The sequence below is a fragment of the Rhodococcus sp. B10 genome, from assembly GCF_011770055.1.
Taxonomy (GTDB): Bacteria; Actinomycetota; Actinomycetes; order Mycobacteriales; family Mycobacteriaceae; genus Rhodococcoides; species Rhodococcoides kyotonensis_B.
The window spans coordinates 103,382-121,653 of sequence record NZ_JAAFYV010000012.1 but is presented as its reverse complement, the minus strand read 5'-3'; the positions used below and the strand labels follow the sequence as shown (position 1 = coordinate 121,653).

At 65.6% G+C, this 18,272-nt stretch carries 20 protein-coding genes; 14 read left to right on the top strand and 6 right to left on the bottom strand.

Annotated elements, in window-relative coordinates; translation table 11 throughout:
• The first annotated feature begins 96 nt into the window (after positions 1–96).
• Genes RhoFasB10_RS10545 through RhoFasB10_RS10535 form a run of 3 tightly spaced genes read left to right on the top strand, consistent with a single transcriptional unit; the run spans position 97 to position 2,169 of the window.
• Positions 97–576 (top strand): phosphoribosyltransferase, encoded by a 480-nt coding sequence (locus tag RhoFasB10_RS10545; protein WP_167676357.1) that lies wholly within the window; start codon positions 97–99, stop codon positions 574–576.
• Positions 573–1,076 carry an alpha/beta hydrolase gene (locus tag RhoFasB10_RS10540; RefSeq protein ID WP_167676355.1) on the top strand — a complete coding sequence of 168 codons (504 nt, stop codon included), beginning with the start codon at positions 573–575 and terminating at the stop codon, positions 1,074–1,076. The genes RhoFasB10_RS10545 and RhoFasB10_RS10540 overlap by 4 nt, the downstream gene beginning before the upstream one ends.
• A 10-nt stretch (positions 1,077–1,086) precedes the next feature.
• Positions 1,087–2,169 (top strand): M20/M25/M40 family metallo-hydrolase, encoded by a 1,083-nt coding sequence (locus RhoFasB10_RS10535; RefSeq protein ID WP_167676353.1) that lies wholly within the window; start codon positions 1,087–1,089, stop codon positions 2,167–2,169.
• On the opposite strand, the gene RhoFasB10_RS10530 is transcribed toward RhoFasB10_RS10535, so the two are convergent.
• Entirely contained in the window at positions 2,130–3,155 is a 1,026-nt protein-coding gene (locus tag RhoFasB10_RS10530; RefSeq protein WP_167676351.1) for a LacI family DNA-binding transcriptional regulator, read from the bottom strand. The two genes, RhoFasB10_RS10535 and RhoFasB10_RS10530, sit on opposite strands and share 40 nt — an antisense overlap.
• 194 nt (positions 3,156–3,349) lie before the next feature.
• Between RhoFasB10_RS10530 and RhoFasB10_RS10525 the strand changes: the two genes are divergently transcribed.
• Genes RhoFasB10_RS10525 through RhoFasB10_RS10490 form a run of 8 tightly spaced genes read left to right on the top strand, consistent with a single transcriptional unit; the run spans position 3,350 to position 10,297 of the window.
• Entirely contained in the window at positions 3,350–4,192 is an 843-nt protein-coding gene (locus RhoFasB10_RS10525; protein WP_068427051.1) for a BtpA/SgcQ family protein, read from the top strand.
• Positions 4,193–4,195: 3 nt separating this feature from the next.
• Positions 4,196–5,092: a carbohydrate kinase family protein gene (locus RhoFasB10_RS10520; protein ID WP_068427049.1), complete on the top strand. Its 897-nt coding sequence runs from the start codon at positions 4,196–4,198 to the stop codon at positions 5,090–5,092.
• The gene (locus tag RhoFasB10_RS10515; protein ID WP_068427047.1) at positions 5,089–6,099 is read left to right on the top strand and encodes a substrate-binding domain-containing protein; all 1,011 of its coding nucleotides are present in this window, start codon (positions 5,089–5,091) and stop codon (positions 6,097–6,099) included. The genes RhoFasB10_RS10520 and RhoFasB10_RS10515 overlap by 4 nt, the downstream gene beginning before the upstream one ends.
• Positions 6,099–6,857 carry an ATP-binding cassette domain-containing protein gene (locus RhoFasB10_RS10510; RefSeq protein ID WP_068427045.1) on the top strand — a complete coding sequence of 253 codons (759 nt, stop codon included), beginning with the start codon at positions 6,099–6,101 and terminating at the stop codon, positions 6,855–6,857. The genes RhoFasB10_RS10515 and RhoFasB10_RS10510 overlap by 1 nt, the downstream gene beginning before the upstream one ends.
• On the top strand, positions 6,854–7,888 hold the full coding sequence (locus tag RhoFasB10_RS10505) for an ABC transporter permease (protein WP_167676349.1): 1,035 nt from the start codon (positions 6,854–6,856) through the stop codon (positions 7,886–7,888). Before RhoFasB10_RS10510 ends, RhoFasB10_RS10505 begins: the two co-directional genes overlap by 4 nt.
• A complete protein-coding gene (locus tag RhoFasB10_RS10500) occupies positions 7,885–8,913 on the top strand; it encodes a phosphotriesterase (protein ID WP_167676347.1) in 1,029 nt (342 codons plus the stop codon). Before RhoFasB10_RS10505 ends, RhoFasB10_RS10500 begins: the two co-directional genes overlap by 4 nt.
• A gap of 8 nt (positions 8,914–8,921) precedes the next feature.
• Complete coding sequence (locus tag RhoFasB10_RS10495; RefSeq protein ID WP_167676345.1) at positions 8,922–9,674, top strand: glutamine amidotransferase; 753 nt, start codon at positions 8,922–8,924, stop codon at positions 9,672–9,674.
• A complete protein-coding gene (locus RhoFasB10_RS10490) occupies positions 9,671–10,297 on the top strand; it encodes a TenA family protein (protein ID WP_167676343.1) in 627 nt (208 codons plus the stop codon). Before RhoFasB10_RS10495 ends, RhoFasB10_RS10490 begins: the two co-directional genes overlap by 4 nt.
• A gap of 61 nt (positions 10,298–10,358) precedes the next feature.
• On the opposite strand, the gene RhoFasB10_RS10485 is transcribed toward RhoFasB10_RS10490, so the two are convergent.
• Positions 10,359–11,372, bottom strand: coding sequence for an NADPH:quinone reductase (locus RhoFasB10_RS10485; RefSeq protein WP_167676341.1), 1,014 nt, complete (start codon positions 11,370–11,372; stop codon positions 10,359–10,361).
• A 129-nt stretch (positions 11,373–11,501) separates the two neighbouring features.
• On the opposite strand from RhoFasB10_RS10485, the gene RhoFasB10_RS10480 reads away from it, so the two are divergent.
• On the top strand, positions 11,502–12,008 hold the full coding sequence (locus RhoFasB10_RS10480; protein WP_068427036.1) for a DinB family protein: 507 nt from the start codon (positions 11,502–11,504) through the stop codon (positions 12,006–12,008).
• 4 nt (positions 12,009–12,012) lie between these two features.
• Here the strand turns inward: RhoFasB10_RS10480 and RhoFasB10_RS10475 are convergent, their stop codons facing one another.
• Both RhoFasB10_RS10475 and RhoFasB10_RS10470 read right to left on the bottom strand, forming a co-directional pair.
• Entirely contained in the window at positions 12,013–12,516 is a 504-nt protein-coding gene (locus RhoFasB10_RS10475) for an SRPBCC family protein (protein ID WP_167676339.1), read from the bottom strand.
• The gene (locus RhoFasB10_RS10470; protein ID WP_167676337.1) at positions 12,513–13,322 is read right to left on the bottom strand and encodes an SDR family oxidoreductase; all 810 of its coding nucleotides are present in this window, start codon (positions 13,320–13,322) and stop codon (positions 12,513–12,515) included. Before RhoFasB10_RS10470 ends, RhoFasB10_RS10475 begins: the two co-directional genes overlap by 4 nt.
• A gap of 131 nt (positions 13,323–13,453) precedes the next feature.
• On the opposite strand from RhoFasB10_RS10470, the gene RhoFasB10_RS10465 reads away from it, so the two are divergent.
• A complete protein-coding gene (locus tag RhoFasB10_RS10465) occupies positions 13,454–14,470 on the top strand; it encodes an iron-siderophore ABC transporter substrate-binding protein (RefSeq protein WP_167676336.1) in 1,017 nt (338 codons plus the stop codon).
• Positions 14,471–14,474: 4 nt separating this feature from the next.
• Here RhoFasB10_RS10465 and RhoFasB10_RS10460 read toward each other — a convergent pair whose 3' ends face one another.
• Both RhoFasB10_RS10460 and RhoFasB10_RS10455 read right to left on the bottom strand, forming a co-directional pair.
• Entirely contained in the window at positions 14,475–14,954 is a 480-nt protein-coding gene (locus tag RhoFasB10_RS10460; protein ID WP_068427095.1) for a MarR family transcriptional regulator, read from the bottom strand.
• Positions 14,955–14,979: 25 nt separating this feature from the next.
• Complete coding sequence (locus tag RhoFasB10_RS10455; protein ID WP_167676334.1) at positions 14,980–16,464, bottom strand: cryptochrome/photolyase family protein; 1,485 nt, start codon at positions 16,462–16,464, stop codon at positions 14,980–14,982.
• Positions 16,465–16,583: 119 nt separating this feature from the next.
• On the opposite strand from RhoFasB10_RS10455, the gene RhoFasB10_RS10450 reads away from it, so the two are divergent.
• Positions 16,584–18,260, top strand: a complete 1,677-nt coding sequence (locus RhoFasB10_RS10450; protein WP_167676332.1) for an alkaline phosphatase D family protein — start codon at positions 16,584–16,586, stop codon at positions 18,258–18,260.
• Positions 18,261–18,272: the final 12 nt, after the last annotated feature.

Here is an 18,272-nt window from a genome sequence, read left to right as displayed (position 1 = left end):
CATGTTTTGCTGTATCGGCAAACCGGCTGTGAGTGGAAAGTTGCAACCTGGGCCAACTATGCGCGCACGGGTGCCGAAGGCGCCATAATCGCCACCATGAGCGAACCCGCGCGCGAAGTCTTGACCTGGGAAACGTTCGGCGCCGCATCCCGCGAGCTGACCGAGAAGATCGTCGACGACGGGTTCGTCCCGGACATCGTCATCGCCATCGCTCGCGGTGGCCTCATCCCCGCGGGCGCGATCGCCTACGCGATGGGCGTCAAAGCCGCGGGGACGTTGAACGTCGAGTTCTACTCCGACATCGAGGAGACGCTGCCGGACCCGATCGTGCTCGAGCCGCTACTGGACACCGATGCCGTCGTCGGCAAGCGGCTTCTCGTCGTCGACGACGTAGCCGATTCCGGGCGTACGCTCGCCCTCGTCGTCGAACTGTTGAAGAAGCACACCGACGAGGTGAAGTCGGCGGTCATCTACACGAAACCGCGGTCCATCGTCGCCCCCGACTTCTCGTGGCGTGAAACGGACCGGTGGATCAACTTTCCGTGGTCGACCCTGCCGACCATTTCGAAATCATGAGTGCGCGACTGCTTTTCGTCCACGGCGCCGGGGGATACCTCGACGACAGGCCCCTGGCCGACGGCATCGGCGAGCTGCTCGGTCTCGAGACGGACATGCCGGAATTCTCCGGCGACGACATGTCCTTCGAGGGATGGGCGACGCCCCTTCGTCGCAGGCTGGACGCGCTCGGTCCCGACGACCGTGTCGTCGCACATTCTTTCGGCGCGTCGGTTCTGGTACGCGTTCTGGCGGAAGAGCCGCGACCTGTTCGCACGGCCGTCGTGCTCGCGATGCCGGACTGGTCGCCGCGTGGCTGGGACGTGCCGGACTACGAGCTTGGGGACACCGAGCCCGAAACCGCTCTGTCGCTGCATCATTGCCGTGACGACGACGTCGTACCGTTCGACCACCTCGCGCTGAACGCCGCAGCCCTGCCGTCGGCCCGTGTCACCGTTCATGCGACGGGTGGACACCAATTTCTCGGCATCGAGAACGGTATCGCCGACGACATCCGGTAGAACTGACGACATGGACTCGACCGGACTGCTCCAGGAACTCGTCGCCCGACGCACTGTGTCGGGCGACCCGGATCCGCAGCGGCTGACCATGGAGACCGTTGTGTCCGTGGTGAAGTCGAAGGTAAGCGCCGTGGACGTCCAGGGTGAACCGGACGGCGCGCACCCTTGGTTGTTGCTCACCAACGATGCGCCGCCGTCGGCGACACGACTCGTGTTCGCATGCCACGTCGACACGGTGCCACCCGGTGACCTCGTGCACTGGGAGTTCGATCCGTTCGCCGCATCGGTCGAGAACGGTTTACTGCACGGCCGCGGTACGTCGGACATGAAGGCGGGACTCGTCGCCGCGACGGCTGCAGTGATCGACGCGGCCGAGCGCGGTATCCCGATCGCGCTGCTGCTGACGAGCGACGAGGAAATCGGGTCGCTCGGAGCGCAGGCGGCCCGGCATGCCGTTGCCGACTGTTCGGTGGGTGCCGTCATCGTCCCGGAGGCGACCGGGAACGGTGTGCACCTCGGCCATCGTGGCGCGTTGTGGCTCGACGTCGCGACGAAAGGCGTTGCTGCGCATGGAAGTACGCCGCAGAAAGGCGAGAGCGCCATCATGAAGCTGGTCGACGTGCTGGCCCGTGCGCGCACCGAACTCCCTCTCGCAGAAGACCCGTTCCTCGGCGCCGAGACGTTCAACGTCGGCACGATCGGCGGCGGTTCGGCTCCGAACATCGTGCCCGACGCGGCGCAGGTGATCGTCGACCATCGCACCGTCGGAACCGGAGAGAACCTGCTCGCCTGGTGGCGCAGTCAGCCGGAGGTCCACAGCGTCGACGCGCGGATCGACCTCCCGGGCGTGCGGACGCCTTCCGACGATCCGTGGGTGCGCTCGCTGGCCACCGCTGTCGACGAAGGCCCGGTCACGTACTTCACCGACGCGTCGATTCTGGCGGCTACCGCGCCGTCGGCACCGATCGTCGTCTGGGGCCCGGGAACTCCCGCCTTGATGCACGCCGCGAACGAGAGCGTCTCGCTCGCGGAGGTCGACGCCGCCGCCCGGGCCTACACCGCGGTGGCGCGTGCCTGGCCGACGGTCGACTGACGTACTACCAGTTCGGGTTTCAGTGCGATGTGCGCGGCGCCGGTGACGGTGTCGTTCATCGCCTGATCCAACAGACGGGCGGCCTCGATCGCAATGCGTTCCTGGGGTTGACGCACCGTCGTCAGCGGGGGACTGCTGAGTGCCGAGAACGGGATGTCGTCGAAGCCGGTGACCATGACGTCGCCGGGTATGGACAGTCCGAGGGCGCTGCACGACTGCAGAACGCCGAGCGCGATCAGATCGTCGGCGCACACCACGGCGTCCGGGCGAGAGTCGTTGTCCAAGATGGTATGTGACGCCGCCCGTCCCCATTCGATGGAGTACGAGCCGAGGAGCGTCCACTCTTCGCGCGTCTCGATTCCTACCCGCGCGGCGTGGCGGAAGAACCCTGCTCTGCGTAGCTCGGTGGACGAGTTGGTCAGTGTCGAACTGATGAAGGCTGCGGTCCGCACACCCAGGGAGTCGAGATGGTCCATGACGAGTGCTTGCGCGGCATCGTCGTCGACGCCGACCCAGTCCGTGTGCGTGTCCTTGGCGAAGCGGTCGAGTTGCACGACCGGGAGCGCCTTCGCGCTCGTGCGCACGGCCTCGGCGGAACGCGCTCCGTGGCACGGGCTGATGATGATGCCGTCGACCTGACGGGACACCAGACTGCGCAGTCGCTGCGCTTCGACGTCCGGGTCGGAGCGTGAATCGCACAGGAACAGCTGGAGGCCGCGCTGCGACAGTACGTGTTCGACGTTCTCCACGAGCGAGGTGAAGAACGGGTTGGCGATGCTCGGCACCACCATGCCGACGGTGTCCGTCCTGCTGCGACGGAGCGAGCTGGCGATGATGTTGCCCGAATAGCCGAGGTCGTCGGCGGCTTTCCGAATGGTTCGGGCCAGCTCGTCCGAGACCGGTCGGGAGCCGGACAGCGCTCTCGACACGGTTGCCGTCGAGACGCCTGCACGCTCTGCGACGTCGCGGATGGTTGCCTTGCGCATTCGTCTCCTTTCGAGTGCGAGATCAGCGAACCGACGGGTCTGGAAGACCCTGGGTAACACAATAGAGGCAATCGTTTACATAAACGACTCGAGAAATCCTTGACACAACCAGGTGTCGATCGCCTACGGTGCATGTACGCAAGGCAATCGATTACATCCGAACGTTCCGCAGTTCAGTCCAAGGAGCAGTTTTCGTGAGTACGTCCTCGCTGGGAGTCTTCCCGGCAAAGCCGTCGGCGCTGGCCGAGATGTTCACCGGCAGCCCGTCCCTCATCGGCGCGATTCACCTTCCGGCGTTGCCCGGGAGCCCGCACTACAAGGGCATGCCGGTATCCGAGATCGCAGCCTTCGCCGTGGAGGAGGCCCACGCCTACATCGACAACGGATTCGACGGGGTCATCGTCGAAAATCATTGGGACATACCGTTCCTCAAGCCCGGTGAACATGGATACGAGACCGCGGCCAGCATGGGCGTCGTGACGGCGGCTGTCGTGGGCGAGTTCGGCAAGAGCGTCGGCGTCTCCATCCTGTCGAATGCGGGTGAATGCGGTGTCGCCGCAGCGTGGGCCGCAGGTGCCAGTTTCGTTCGCGTCAACCAGTGGGCCAACGCCTACGTCGCCAACGAGGGATTCATCGAGGGTCAGGCTGCCAAGACCACCCGATTCCGCCATCGCATCGGCGCCGATCCGGTGCGGATCTTCGCGGATGTGCACGTCAAGCACGGTGCGCACGCCATCGTCGCCGACCGCACCATCGCGGAGCAGACCGAGGATGCCGAATTCTTCGACGCCGACGTGCTCATCGCGACCGGTTCGCGCACCGGCGACGCTGCCTCCGTCGACGAGGTGTCACTGATCAAGTCGAACACCGTTCTGCCCGTCATCATCGGGTCCGGCATCACCGCCGAGAACGTCGCGACGTTGATGAAAGAGTGCGACGGTGCGATCATCGCCTCGTCCGTCAAGGAGAACAGCCGCTGGTGGGGCCGCGTCGCAGGCGACAAGGTCCGTACCCTGGCTCGTGCGGCGGGCAAGTAAGTCATGATCGTCTTCTGCGGATACGCCAACAACGATGTGACAGTGCAGGTTCCGCATGTACCCGTGCTCGGTGAGCGTGTCCAGGCCACGTCGATCGTCTCTATCGACGGCGGCATGAACGCCAACGCCGCGGTGTCGGCCGCACGGATGGGCGCGCGGGTCTTCTTCGCGGGTGCCGTCGGGCCGGACGTGCGGTCGACCGAGTTTCTCGAGAATCTCGAACGGGGCGGCGTCGACACCAGTTGGGCGCCGCGCGACGCGTTCCTGTCGACGGCCGTGGTTCTCATCGCCGACGGTGGGGATCGCTCGATCATCAGCCAGGACGACGCCAACGACGCGGGCCGGATCGCCGCGGTGATACGGAGAATCGCAGACGCAGGTGGTGGACGGTTGTTCGTCGACGGCTACCGAGCGGCGTTCCTTCCCGAACGTCTGCCCGACGGCGTCGACGTCGCAATCGATCTCGACGGGTGCGAGGATCGCGACGCGGCGCTGCGTGCCTTCGCGCTCGCCGATCACGTCATCGTCGGGCGCAGCCTGTGGGAGCGGGCCTTCGGCATCGACGACGCCCGATCCGCCGAGCTGGCCTCGCAGCACGACACCTACCTCGTCCTCACCGACGGCGAGCGGGGCTGGAGCCTCGTGACCCCTACCGGCGAGGTCACCACCGAACCTGCTGTTCAGGTCGACGTCATCGATGCCGTCGGCGCCGGAGATTGCTTCTGCGGCACCTATATCGCCTTCGTCGACGCGGGAACACCTCCTGTCGACGCGGCACGTCTCGCCGGTGCCTCCGCCGCGTTGGCCTGCGCGACCGCCGGCCCGCGCGGCTGCCCGACTCGCACCGAACTGCTCGCCTTCATGAACCACAGCTCACTCGACCTCCAGGAGATCCCATGATGAAACGCGCTCTTCCGCTCGTGGTCGGCGCCGCACTGGCGCTGTCACTCACCGCCTGCGACTCGGCGTCGTCCAGCGACACGGGCGACGGCTCGACCGCAGCGGCGTCCATCCCGGAGCCCAGCCGCGTCGCCGAAGCCTGCGAAGGCAAGAACGGCACGTTGAAGGTCGGTCTCGTGACGATCAACCTGCAGGCGCTGTTCTTCAACCAGATCAACACTGCTGCACAGAAGATCGCCGATCGGACCGGCGTCGACCTGCAAATCATCAGCGGCAACGACGACTCGGTCACGCAGGCCAACGCGTTCGACAACCTGATCGCCTCCGGTGTGGACGCGATCATCGTCGACGCGATCGACACCGACGGCATCAAGCCGTCGATCGTCAAGGCAGACGCGGCCGGCATCCCCGTCGTCGCCGTCGATGCCGTCGTCGACGACCCTGCTCTGTCGACCCAGGTCGGAACGGCCAACGAGGAGGGCGGTAAGCAGATCGGCGCGACCCTCACCGAGATGTCCGGTGGCACAGGCACAGTCGGAATCGTCGGTGCGTTGAACAGTACCGTCCAGCTCGAGCGTCAGAAGGGTTTCACCGACACCGTGTCCGCCGCGGGCATGACCGTCGGAACCGTCGTCGACGGCCGGAACATCCAGGAGAACGCGCAGGCCGCGGCCGAGAACTTGCTGACCGGCAACCCCGACATGGAGTACGTCTACGCGACCGGTGAGCCCGCGCTGATCGGATTGGTCGCCGCGGTGAACAGCCAGAACGCACAGGACCGTGTCCAGGCCGTCGGCTGGGATCTGTCCGACCAGGCCGTCAGCGCACTGAACGCAGGCTGGCTGAAGGGCGTCGTGCAGCAGAACACCTTCGAGTTCGGCTACGAAGCCATGAACGCCGCCATCGACCTCGGCTGCGGCCGCGAGGCGCCCGCCGACATTCCGGTTCCGACGCAGATCGTCACCCCCGACAATGTCGACGACTACCTCTACTACCTGGAGAAGTGATGGCACCTACGAGCGCGCCGTTGATCGAACTGTCCGGGATCACCAAATCGTACGGCCCGGTGAAATCCTTACGCGGAGTCGATCTTCGACTGTCCAAGGGGGAAGTACTCGGGGTCGTCGGAGACAACGGCGCCGGCAAGTCGACGCTCATGAAGATCCTTGCCGGCGCCGTCCAACACGACGGTGGCGAAATGCGTGTGAACGGCGAGCCGGTGAAGTTCTCGACGCCGCTCGACGCGCAACAGAAGAAGATCGGCATCGTCTACCAGGATCTGGCGCTGTGCGACACGCTCGACGTCGCCAGCAATCTGTTCCTCGGGCGCGAGCCGCGGAAGGGCCCGTTCCTCGATCGCCACGGCATGCATTCCAAGGCCGCCGAGATCCTGGCCGACCTGCACGTCAAGGTGAAATCGACGTATCAGGAGATCGGTCAACTGTCCGGTGGACAGCGCCAGACCGTCGCCATCGCGCGTGCCGTGTCGTTCCGACCCGACGTACTCATCCTCGACGAGCCGACGGCCGCGTTGGCCGTCGCCGAGGTGGAATCGGTGCTGAAGCTGATCACCGACGTCGCAGCACAGGGCGTCGGCGTCATCCTGGTGACGCACCGACTGCAGGACCTCTTCCGGGTCTGCGACCGCATCACCGTCATGTACGAGGGTGAGAGCGTCGACGACGTACCCATCGGCGATCTGAACATCGAGTCGCTGGTCGGTCTGATCACCCGCACACCTGTTCCGCAGGGAGGACAAGCATGATCACCATCGACAAGAGCGCACAGCCGTCGGTGAGCACGCTCGCGGCCAGGCCCACGTTCTGGCAGTCGCTGAACAAACCGACGCTCGCGATGCTGGCTGTCACTGTCGCTGTGGCACTGGTGTTCTCGGTGACGACGTCGTCGTTCCTGACCTTCACCAACATCTCGAACCTGGCGACGCAGATCGCGCCGGTGCTCATCATCGCGGTGGCGATGACGTTCGTGATCACGACGGGGCAGATCGACCTGTCGGTCGGCGCAACGGTGGCATTCGTCGCCGCGATGAGCGCCGAACTGATCCAGGCGGGTGTCGATTCGTCGATCGTGTTCGTCGCCGCTCCGCTGATGGGGGCGGCGTGGGGCTTGGTCAACGGTTGGCTCGCTGCGTATCAAGGTATTCCGCCGTTCATCGTCACGTTGGCGACACTGTCGATCATTCGCGGTATCGCGCTGTACCGCACCGAGGGATTCTCGGTCCCGATCACGCCGGACACGTACTTCGCGAAGCTCGGCACCGCGTCGTGGCTGGGCTTCTCGGCGAGTGCATGGATCGCGTTGATCGTCGTCGTGATCGGTGCGATCGCGTTGAACCGCACGAGGTTCGGACGCTACGTCACCGGCATCGGATCCAACGTCGAGTCGGTGCGACGCTCGGGCGTCAACACCCGTCGCGTCCTGATGATGACGCTGGTGTTCACCGGCCTCGCTGCCGGCATCGCCGGTCTGCTCATCGCAGCGCGACTCGGATCGGGATCGGCCAACTCCGCCAACGGATTCGAGCTCACGGTCATCACGGCTGTCGTTCTCGGTGGTACCAACCTGTTCGGTGGCCGCGGCACCGTCGTCGGTACGGTCATCGGTGCGGTGCTGACCGGCATCATCGCCAACGGCCTCACGCTGCTGGGTGTCAGCCCGTTCCTGACGCCGATCATCACCGGAATCGTTCTGCTGGTCGCGATCTGGATCAACATGCGCGGCCATTCGCTGGCGCAGCTGTGGAAGCACCTGCAGAACGCGCCGGGCGGACAGTGAGAGTACAGACGGTCACCGGCCCGATCGACTCGTCCGAGCTCGGTCTCGTTCTGCCGCACGAACACCTGCACAACGACGCATCGGTGGCGTACAGCGAGTCCTCCGACCCGCGTGTCGCCGAGATTCTGCAAGGGCAGGTCAGGGCCGAGGACGCGTGGCTGCTGCACGACAACCCGTACCACAGCCTCGACAACTGCCGGGTCGACGACGCGGCTGCCGTCCTCGACGACCTGAAAGCGTTCGCGGACAACGGCGGAACGACGGTCGTCGATCTGACCCCGCCGGGAATCGGCCGTCGACCGGGGATTCTGGCCGAATACTCGGCGGCGTCGGGAGTCCGCGTCGTGATGGGCTGCGGTTGGTACCTGGAATCCACGCACCCGGCCGAGGTCGAGGAACTCGGCGTCGACATGCTGGCGGCGTCGTTGATCGAGGAGTTCGCGCCCGGTGACCGCCCGAGTCCCGGCGTGATCGGCGAGATCGGTGTCTCGCCGTGGTTCACGCCCAACGAGGCCAAAGCGCTCAGGGCGGCGTGTGTGGCCCAGCGGGAAGTGAACGTCCCCCTGTTCGTTCACCTTCCGGGCTGGAAGCGGTACGGCCACGACGTCCTCGACATCGTCGTCGACGAGATGGGCGTCGACCCGGGCTCGGTGGTGTTGTGCCACATGGACCCGTCGGGCAACGACCCCGAATATCAGTGTTCGATCGCCGACCGTGGCGTGTACCTCGAATTCGACATGATCGGAATGCCGTTCGAGTTCCCGGGTGAAGGGCAATCGCCGTACCCGGCGGAGACGGCACTCGCGATCCAGGGTCTGGTCGGCGGTGGCTACCGCACGCAGTTGCTGCTGAGCCACGACCTGTTCCTGAAGTCGATGCTCCGCAAGCACGGTGGCAACGGATTCACCTATGTACCGGTCTCGTTCGCCGCACGATTGGTGCGCGGCGGAATGGAACCGGAGCACGTGTTCTCGCTGATGCGAGACAACCCCAGGGCGCTCTTCGAGCACGCCGGAAAAGGATAGAGAGTTTCATGGGCAAGAGAGTTCTGATCGCAGGCGAAAGTTGGATGACGACGTCCACGCACGTCAAGGGCGTCGACGAGTTCACCGTGCATTCGTACGTCGAGGGTGTCGGGCCGCTGAAGGACGCGCTGACCTCGCGCGGCCACGACGTCGTGCACATGCCGGCCCACCTGGTGCCGACGCAGTTCCCGGGTACGGCCGAGGCGCTCGCCGAGTTCGACGTCGTCGTGCTGTCGGACATCGGCGCCAACTCGATTCAGTTGGCGCCGGGGGTGTTCGACCGTTTTCAGCCCGGTGAGGACCGTCTCGCCGCGTTGCGTGACTGGGTTGCCGGCGGTGGCGCGTTGATGATGATCGGCGGGTATCTGTCGTTCTCCGGTTTCCAGGCTCGCGGTGCGTTTCGCCAGACCGCGTTGGCCGACGCGCTGCCGGTCACGATGCTGCCCGAGGACGATCGCGTCGAAACTCCCGCGGGCATGGTGCCGCAGGTCGACGACCCGTCGCACGCCGCACTCGGTGGCGCAGGAACGGAATGGCCGGGACTGCTCGGGTACAACCGCGTCGTCGCGAAGGACGGTACCGCCGTGCCCGCGACGATCAACGGCGACCCGCTCGTCGTGGCGGGGGAGTACGGCACGGGCCGTTCGGTGGTCTTCACGTCGGACTGCTCGCCGCACTGGGCGCCCCCGGAGTTCTGCGAGCAGTGGGCGGGGTACACCGACCTGTTCGACGGCCTGATCACGTGGGTAGCAGGGGAATGAGTCGCGCGGCCGCGTTGGTAAAGCGTCACCAGGTGGCTCTCGCGGAGTCGCGCGCGGTGACGTTCATCGCCGAATCCATCGCGGGAACACTGTCGGACAACGGTTTTCGACGATATCTGGTGATCGAGGAGGCGTTCGTGCTGACGGCCGTACGCATCCTCGGTCTCGTGGTGGCGGAGTCGGGGTCGTTGAACGACGCCCGCGACCACGTCGTGTCGATGTCCAACCTCGTCGGCGAGCAGCGTGACTATTTCGCCGATCTACGCGAGAAGTTCCCGTACGACGGCGATGTCGACGCGCTGGTGGCCGAGTCGTCGGTGCTGTCGAGGTATGCATTGGGTCTGGCGCGTGAGCACGGACGAGCCGCAGCGCTCGTCGGGATGTTCGCGGCCGAGACGCTGTACCTGTCGTGGTGCCGTGAAGCGCTCGCGTCGGACGTCGAACGTGAACCGGAACTGCAGGATTGGATCGTCATGCACACCGAGCCTGCGTTCGTCGCGCAGGTGGAGGCGTTGGAGCGTGAGGTCGATGCACTGCCCGCACGTATCGACGACGCCACCCTCGACGACTGGTTCTCCGGGATGTTGCAGGCGGAGAACCAGTTTCACGGGGTGGCGGCATAGCCTCACGTGCGTGGGAATGTATAGCCCGCTCTACATTCCCACGCACGTGAGCCGAAGGCCCCTAGATGTCGATCAGCACCTTGCCGACGGCACCGTTCTCGACGGCGTCGTGGGCGGCCGCGGTGTCCTCGAGCGAATACCGGTGCAGCGGAAGGCCCGCCGCTTCACCGACCTCGAGGACGCCTGCCCGTGCTGCCTCGCTCACGTCCTCCTGCGCAGCCCTCAACGCCTGGTCGCCGACGGTGTACAGCAGCACGAACTGGTAGCGTGCGTTCGAAATCATGTGCGGCCGGATGTCGAGGGTGAAGGCGTCGCCGCCGTTGTTCGCGTACACCGCGATCGATGCACGGTTGCCGGCGACAGCTGCGTTCAACTTCGCGTTCTGCGCGGGCGCGACCTCGACGATCAGGTCGACACCCTCGGGCGCGATCTTCTTGATCTCGGCCTCGGCGTCACCGGTCTTGTAGTTCACGACGTGATGAGCGCCTGCCGCGGTGGCGAGTGCACCCTTCTCGGGGCTGCTGACGGTTGTCACGACGGTCGCGCCCGACCACCGCGCCAACTGAATCGCCGCATGTCCGACGGCCCCTGCTCCACCCGCGACCAGTACGGTCTTGCCCTGCAGCGCACCGGGGTGCAGACGCGTCGGCCCGTCCTCGGACACCGTCAACGCGCGGTGCGCGGTCATGGCAGGAACGCCGAGGCTGGCGCCGACGTCGAAGGACACCTCGGAGGGCAGCCGCACCACATGCTCGGCGAGAACGACCGTGTACTCCTGCGCGGTGCCCGTCGGCCGCTGGTACTGGGAAAGATAAAGCCACACGCGATCGCCGACGGCCAGACCTTCGACGCCCGGTCCCGCCGCGTCGACGATTCCGGCTCCGTCCTGGTTCGGTACGACCTCGTCGAATCCGAGGGAGCCGGTGGCGCCGGTGCGGTTCTTCCAGTCGGTCGGATTCACGCCGGACACGACGACCTTGACCCTGACTTCACCCGGACCGGGCTCACCGGGCTCTCGCTCGACGAGGTTCAGTACGGAGGACGGTCCGGTCTCGGTATACGCAATTGCCTTCATTCTCTGTGCAACGGGCGTCGCGGTGATGAAAATTCCGAACGTGGGTATGCGCTTCGCACCCGTGCGCGAACAGTCGGTCCAGAGGCCAACTATTCGCACGGGTGGCGAAGCCGCACAGAAGGAGCCCCGATGAATCATGCCGCTGTACTCGTCGACGCGTTCGAACGCATCAAGGGCGTCGTCCACGACACTCTCGACGACATTCCGGACCAGGCTCTTTCCTTCCGTCCGGATTCCGACGCCAACACGGTCGCGTGGTTGATCTGGCATCTCACGCGCGTGCAGGACGATCACGTCGCCGGCGTCGCGGGCAGTGAGCAGGTCTGGACGGCGGACGGCTGGCACGAACGGTTCGCGCTTCCCTTCGACGCCGGCGACATCGGGTACGGACAGAGTTCCGACGACGTCGCGGCCGTCACGAGCAGCGCGGAGTTGCTCCGCGACTATCACGACGCCGTCCACGCCAGGACGAAGGCGTACGTCGAGTCGCTGACCGCGGAGGACCTCGATCGCGTCGTCGACGACAACTGGGATCCGCCGGTCACCCTCGGTGTTCGCCTGGTGTCGGTGGTGTCCGACGACCTTCAGCACGCGGGGCAAGCGGCGTACGTCCGAGGACTCTTCTCGCGAGCGTAGGTCGCTAGCTCGTCGTCGCGTATGCCTTCTGCAGGTTGTCCAGCGTCTTCCGGATGTTGCGACGCTGGAACTGCGGGAACGTCCTGCCGCGGGTGACGATCTTGTCGAACACGAGGGCAGCGACGTCGGGCCACTTTCGGCGGTCGTCGGTCCACGTCTCGGTGACCTTCGTTCCGCCGGCGACGGATTCGAAGTCGTAGCGCCACGTGGCGTTCGCGGCATTCAGGCGAGGCTTCTTCACGCCGATCGCGTGGACGCGAAATTCGAACGCCTTACCCGGATCGGCGACCGTGACCGTGCAGCGGGTCACCCACGTCGCGCCGCCGCGCTTGTTCCGGCCCACGAAGTGCATCCCGACGTAGGCAGTGTCCCGTGGATCGGTCACGACGGCTCCGAGATTCTCCGGACTCCAGTCGCCCATCTTCGTGGGATCGCTGATGGCGGCGTACAGGGTGTCCGGATCGGCGTTCACCACGACGCTGTCCGAGACGGTCATCTCACGGGTCATCGTCCCCTCCGAAGTCCGGGATGGTTGCGAGCGAGGATGGGCACCAACAGCTTTCGGGGCGTCACCGCGGCGAACACGGACGCGACGCGGTTGACGGTCCCCGGAATCGCGACCATCTGGCCCTTGGCCATACCGTCGACGCCGGTCTTGGCGACGGCGTCGGCGGGCATCCACATGACCGACGGCAGTGCGGCTTCGGCGTCCTCCTTCGAGAAACCCGCTGCTTCACCGAAACCGGTGTCGACCGGGCCGGGGCACAGGGCAGTCGCGGTGACGCCCGTGCCGTTCAGCTCTCCGGTGAGGCTCTGTGTGTAGGACAGAACGAACGCCTTGCATGCGCCGTACCCGGCCTGACCGGGGAGGGGCTGGAACGCGGCGGTCGACGCGACATTGAGGATCGCACCGCGTCGTCGCGACGTCATGCCGGGGAGGAACCGGCTGCACAGGTCGACGACGGATGCGACGTCGACCTCGATCATGTTGAGCTCCGCCTCGGGATCGGACGCAGCGACGGGCCCGAGCGTGGACAGTCCCGCGTTGTTGACGAGGATGTCCGGCGTCAGGCCGAGGGCTTCGATGCGGCCCAGCAATGCCGCGCGATCGGAGCGCTTCGACAGGTCCGCGGCCAGCACGTGCGCTGTCTCGCCGAGTTCGGCGGCCAACGCGGCCAACTTGTCCTCGCGCCGCGCGACGAGGGTGACGCCATGACCACGCCGGGCGAGTTCGCGGGCGATCTCTTCACCGATGCCCGACGACGCGCCGGTCACCACTGCCGTGCGATCGGGGCCTGGCTTGGGAAGGCTCATGGGACCACCGTACGTGCATCGAAGTTTCACGGAATTTGAAATTTTAGAGTAGGTAAGCCTATGGTAAACCGCCTGTGAGCAGAAATGTATAGAGGGCTATACATTCGCGCTCACCTAGCGAAAGGGCTTCGATGCGACACCTCCCTCTCCGGCGCACCGCGATGCTGTCCGGCTTCCTGGCTGCAGCCCTGGTCGTCGCGGGGTGTAGCTCGTCGACCGACGACACCACCGCGGACGCGTCGGGCGGCGGTTTCGAGACGGTGACGATCGATTCCGCGCTCGGCCAAGCGGTCATCAGCGAGAAGCCCGAGCGCATCGTCACTCTCGGCATGGGGTCCGCCGAGACCGCGATCGCGCTGGGCACCGTGCCCGTCGGTATCGAGGAGTACCAGTGGGGGAGCGACGACACCGGCTATCTTCCGTGGATTCACGACGCCGTCGCCGCCGACGAGCTACCCGAACAATTCACCGGCGGAACGGAATTGAACATCGAGGCCGTTCTCGCGCTCGATCCCGACCTCATCCTCGCGCCGTGGTCCGGCATCACGCAGGAGCAGTTCGACGCGCTGAACGACTTCGCTCCCGTCGTCGCGTACGAAGAGCAGCCGTGGACCATCACGTGGGAAGACCAGATCTACGTCATCGGCAAGGCCATGGGTGAGGAAGCCAAGGCCGCCGAGGAGATCGAGAAGATCAAGAGCCAGTTCGCCGACGCCACCGCCGCACATCCGGAGTACAAGGACGTCACGTTCTCGTACATCTACAACACCGGGCCCGCGACGCTCGGTGTGTTCCTCGCCGAGGAGCAGCGCGTCGCGATGGTGCGTGCACTCGGCCTGGAGGTCGACCCCGTCGTCTACACGCTGGACGAGACCGAGGGCACCGACTCGGCGGTCATCGGGCTCGAGAACGCGAATCTGCTGAACGATTCGGATCTGATCTTCACGTTCTACTCGGACGCCGAGAACCGCGCGGAGACCGAAGCCCAGCCCGCCTACAACCAGATTCCGGCCATCGGGCGTGGGTCCGTCGTTGCACCGACCGAGCAGCCGTTCGTGACCGGGTCGTCGATCATCAACCCGCTGACCGTGCCGTGGGCACTCGAACGCTACGTGCCGATGATCGACGAGGCCGTCGGGAAGCTGTAGTGCGTCAGCGTCCGTCCCGTTCCTCCTTGAACCGAGTCCACTCGCTGCGGAGCATGCGGTTGTCGATGATCCATCCCATGTAGTCGCGCATGTTGAGGACACGGAGGTAGGCCGGACCGTTCGGGTCGGCGTACTTCAATGCCTCGGTCGCGAGCGCGCGTTGGTTCTCGAGGTAGGCGTGCTCGTTCTCGAGAAAGCCGCCCCACACGTCGGAATCCATGACGTAGTAGTGCATCCGGTCTCTCGGCCGCCGCACCTGTTTCACGAACCCGCGTGCGATGAGGCGTCGGATGTAGTTGGACACCGATCCGCGGGAGGTGCTCAGCGCCTCTGCGAGCTGAGCGGCGGTGACGCCGGGTGATTCGTCGACGAGCAGGTAGCCCATGATCCGACCCTCGATGCGCGACGCGCCGCCGGACTGCCAGTAGTCGGCGAAGCGTTCGACGAACCAGTCGGGGAACGCTTCTTCACTGGGTCCCGACATGTTCGGTGATTCTGCCACGGGCCGTTCAGTACACCTCGCGCTGGCGCTCCTGTTCGAGCACCTGATCCAGGTCGGCCAGCCGGTTCATCGACGACACCTGCCTCGCCGTTCGGTGGTTCTGTGCCAACCGATCTCGGTGCTTGTGTACGAACGCCCAGTATCCCGCGGTGAACGGACAGGCATCCGTGCCCAGTCGTTTCTTCGGGTTGTATTCGCATCCGCCACAGTGATCGGTCATGCGGTTCAGATACGCGCCGCCCGACGCGTACGGTTTCGTCGCGATCAGACCGCCGTCCGCGTGTTGGCTCATGCCGATGACGTTGACGGGCATGACCCACGCGAAGCCGTCGACGAACCGCGTCGCGAACCATTCGGTCAGCGCTTTCGGGTCGTAGCCGCGCTGCAACGCGAAGTTGCCGAGGATCATCAGTCGCGGAATGTGATGGACCCACCCGCGGTCGCGGAGCTCGGACAGAGTGTGCGACAGGCACGCCGCGACCGGTTCGTCTCCGTGCAGATCGTCGAACCACTCCGGTAGCGGTTCGTGAGCGTTCAGCTCGTTCCTGTCGAGATACTCGGGACCGAAATGCCAGTACAGGTGCCAGACGTATTCGCGCCACCCGAGGATCTGACGGACGTAGCCCTCGGCCGACGACAGAGGCGCGCCGCCGTCGCGCCAGGCTTGTTCGACGGACTCCGCGACGTCCAGGGGCTGCAACAGCCCGAGATTCAACGGCACCGACAGCAGCGAGTGAGCCATCGTCCAGTCGTCGGTCATGACGGCGTCCTCGTACTTGCCGAAGTCCGGAAGACGATAGGAGACGAAGTGCTGCACCGCTTTTCGTGCTTCGTCCGCGGTGACGGCGAACACCCGCGGGCCGTCCTCGCCCACGGTGTCGAGTTCCATCTCGTCGAGGTCCGTGCGGACCTGCTCGTCGATCTCGTCCTCCTCGGGCCACCACGGTGCGTCGACGCCGAGCGTGACGCGCTTCTTCGGCGGCGGCTCGCGGTTGTCCTCGTCGAGATTCCACCGTCCGTCGACGGGTTCGTCGCCCTTCATCAGGACGTCGAAGCGCCTGCGCTGATCGCGGTAGAACGTCTCCATCAGAAAGTGAGTGCGATTTCCGGCCCACTCGGCGAAATCGCCGCGGCTGAGCGCGAACATCGGCGTCGGTAGCACGTCGACGACGAGGCCTTCCTCGGACAGCGTCTCGACGAAGCGCTCTGCCGAGTGCGACGTGGGTTCGAATACGAGGACGGGTCTGCCGAACTCCTCCAGCGCGTCCCGGTAGGTCTCGGTGCGCAGGTAGGTCGCGCGGTCGCCCAGTTCGTCGGCGAGATGACGCATCCCCGACAGCACCAGATGCAACTTCTGGCGATGGAACCGTCGTCGTCGTAGAACGCGGGCGCTCTCGACCAGCAGAACATCCCGATGTCCGTGCTCTTCCGTCGAATGGAAATGCGGCCCGAGTTGATCTCCGAAGAGCCACAGCGGATCGGAGGATGTCATGGACCGGAGAGTGCTCGGATCGATACCTCGGCAAACCTCGTCGTGTATCTCCGGTGAACTTTCGAGCCCGGTGGCCAGGTCGACTTGACCACGCGCCGAAGTTCGAATGAACTAGCTCGGTGCGCGACAGACAAGGTGTGTCCAGGCGGGGATTTCTGCGTTCGTCATCGGTAGCGATCGCGGCGGCTGGAGCAGCATCGGCGATGCCTGCCGTCGCCTACGCGCAGGGAACGGAGTTCGTTCCGTTCCAGCACGGCGTCGCGTCCGGGGATCCGACGCCGGATGCAGTCGTTCTGTGGACGCGCGTCACACCGGGTCCCGACGCCACTCCTGGGTCCGGGCTCGGTCCGGCGACGACGGTTCGGTGGCGCGTGGCCACCGACCGCGAACTGACGATGCTCGTGCGCAGCGGCACGGTCGTCACCGACGTCGCCAGCGATCACACCGTCAAGATCGACGTCGACGGCTTGTCTCCCGCGACGACGTACTACTACTGCTTCGAGATCCAGACGGGCGAGGCGGCCGGGACGCAGTCCGCCGTCGGAACCACGCGCACCGCGCCGAGCAACGACGCCGACCTCGAACGGGTTCGTTTCGGTGTCGTCTCGTGCTCGAACTGGGAGTCGGGCTTCTTCGCCGCGTACCGGCATCTCGCGGATCGACGGGACCTCGACGCGATCATCCACCTGGGCGACTACATCTACGAGTACGAGACAGGCGGCTTCGCAGGCAAGAACGGCGTTGTGCGGCAACACGATCCGGTCCACGAAATCGTCAGTCTCGACGACTACCGAATCCGCCACGGCCAGTACAAGAGCGACCCGGACCTGATGGCGGCGCACCTCGGAGTGCCGTGGATCTGCACGTGGGACGACCACGAGAGCGCCAACGACGCGTACGACGGCGGCGCCCAGAACCACCAGCCCGAGACCGAGGGGCCGTGGGCCGAGCGCAAGGCCAATTCGGTGCAGGCCTACTACGAGTGGATGCCGGTCCGCACCGCCGGAACACCGCAGAACCGTCACCTGTATCGACGGCTGCGTTTCGGCAACTTGCTCGAGCTGTCCATGCTCGATCTGCGCACCTATCGGTCGCAGCAGGTCTTGCCGTTCCAGGGTGGCGACGTCGACTCCCCGAACCGCACCATCACCGGCAAGGACCAGATGGAGTGGTTGACGGAAGGCATCGTGTCGTCTCCGACGCGGTGGAAGATCGTCGGCAACCCCGTCATGATCACCCCGGTTCTGCTGCCGCCGCTCGAGAGCGAGGCCGCGCGCGGTCTGACGGCTCTGCTGAACATCCCGGAGGGCGGACTGCCCTACAACGCGGACCCGTGGGACGGCTACACGGCCGACCGCGCGCGTCTGCTCGGCGCGATAGCGGACAACGGAGTCACGAACACCGTCTTCATCACCGGTGACATCCACTCCGCGTGGGCGTGCGACATCCCGCAGGACGCGTCGCGCTACTTCGAGACGGGCGGCGTCGCCACCGAGCTGGTCGTGACGTCGGTGACGTCGGCGAACATCGACGATCTGACCAAGACGCCGCCGCACACCCTCGGCCGCGTCGCCGAATCCGCGCTCATGACGTTGAACCGGCACATTCGCTACGTCGACCTCGACAGCCACGGCTTCGGAGTGTTCGAGGTGACGCCGACGGGCGTGCAGATGGATCACTGGTACCTCGACGCCAAGGAAGACCCGCTGACCCGCGTGTACTGGGGTGCGGGTTTCACCGTCGCCGACGGGGTTGCCCGGGTCGAGCCTGCGCCCATGCCGGTTCGGGCGGACTGAAACACCCTGCTG

What these genes read in the sequence shown, in the direction of transcription:
- RhoFasB10_RS10510 (WP_068427045.1), top strand. Translation starts at nt 6,099, where the DNA reads ATGGCACCTACGAGCGCGCCGTTGATCGAACTGTCCGGGATCACCAAA.
- RhoFasB10_RS10535 (WP_167676353.1), top strand. Translation starts at nt 1,087, where the DNA reads ATGGACTCGACCGGACTGCTCCAGGAACTCGTCGCCCGACGCACTGTG.
- RhoFasB10_RS10530 (WP_167676351.1), bottom strand. Translation starts at nt 3,155, where the DNA reads ATGCGCAAGGCAACCATCCGCGACGTCGCAGAGCGTGCAGGCGTCTCG.
- RhoFasB10_RS10490 (WP_167676343.1), top strand. Translation starts at nt 9,671, where the DNA reads ATGAGTCGCGCGGCCGCGTTGGTAAAGCGTCACCAGGTGGCTCTCGCG.
- RhoFasB10_RS10540 (WP_167676355.1), top strand. Translation starts at nt 573, where the DNA reads ATGAGTGCGCGACTGCTTTTCGTCCACGGCGCCGGGGGATACCTCGAC.
- RhoFasB10_RS10520 (WP_068427049.1), top strand. Translation starts at nt 4,196, where the DNA reads ATGATCGTCTTCTGCGGATACGCCAACAACGATGTGACAGTGCAGGTT.
- RhoFasB10_RS10480 (WP_068427036.1), top strand. Translation starts at nt 11,502, where the DNA reads ATGAATCATGCCGCTGTACTCGTCGACGCGTTCGAACGCATCAAGGGC.
- RhoFasB10_RS10455 (WP_167676334.1), bottom strand. Translation starts at nt 16,464, where the DNA reads ATGACATCCTCCGATCCGCTGTGGCTCTTCGGAGATCAACTCGGGCCG.
- RhoFasB10_RS10495 (WP_167676345.1), top strand. Translation starts at nt 8,922, where the DNA reads ATGGGCAAGAGAGTTCTGATCGCAGGCGAAAGTTGGATGACGACGTCC.
- RhoFasB10_RS10475 (WP_167676339.1), bottom strand. Translation starts at nt 12,516, where the DNA reads ATGACCCGTGAGATGACCGTCTCGGACAGCGTCGTGGTGAACGCCGAT.
- RhoFasB10_RS10470 (WP_167676337.1), bottom strand. Translation starts at nt 13,322, where the DNA reads ATGAGCCTTCCCAAGCCAGGCCCCGATCGCACGGCAGTGGTGACCGGC.
- RhoFasB10_RS10545 (WP_167676357.1), top strand. Translation starts at nt 97, where the DNA reads ATGAGCGAACCCGCGCGCGAAGTCTTGACCTGGGAAACGTTCGGCGCC.
- RhoFasB10_RS10460 (WP_068427095.1), bottom strand. Translation starts at nt 14,954, where the DNA reads ATGTCGGGACCCAGTGAAGAAGCGTTCCCCGACTGGTTCGTCGAACGC.
- RhoFasB10_RS10485 (WP_167676341.1), bottom strand. Translation starts at nt 11,372, where the DNA reads ATGAAGGCAATTGCGTATACCGAGACCGGACCGTCCTCCGTACTGAAC.
- RhoFasB10_RS10515 (WP_068427047.1), top strand. Translation starts at nt 5,089, where the DNA reads ATGATGAAACGCGCTCTTCCGCTCGTGGTCGGCGCCGCACTGGCGCTG.
- RhoFasB10_RS10465 (WP_167676336.1), top strand. Translation starts at nt 13,454, where the DNA reads ATGCGACACCTCCCTCTCCGGCGCACCGCGATGCTGTCCGGCTTCCTG.
- RhoFasB10_RS10505 (WP_167676349.1), top strand. Translation starts at nt 6,854, where the DNA reads ATGATCACCATCGACAAGAGCGCACAGCCGTCGGTGAGCACGCTCGCG.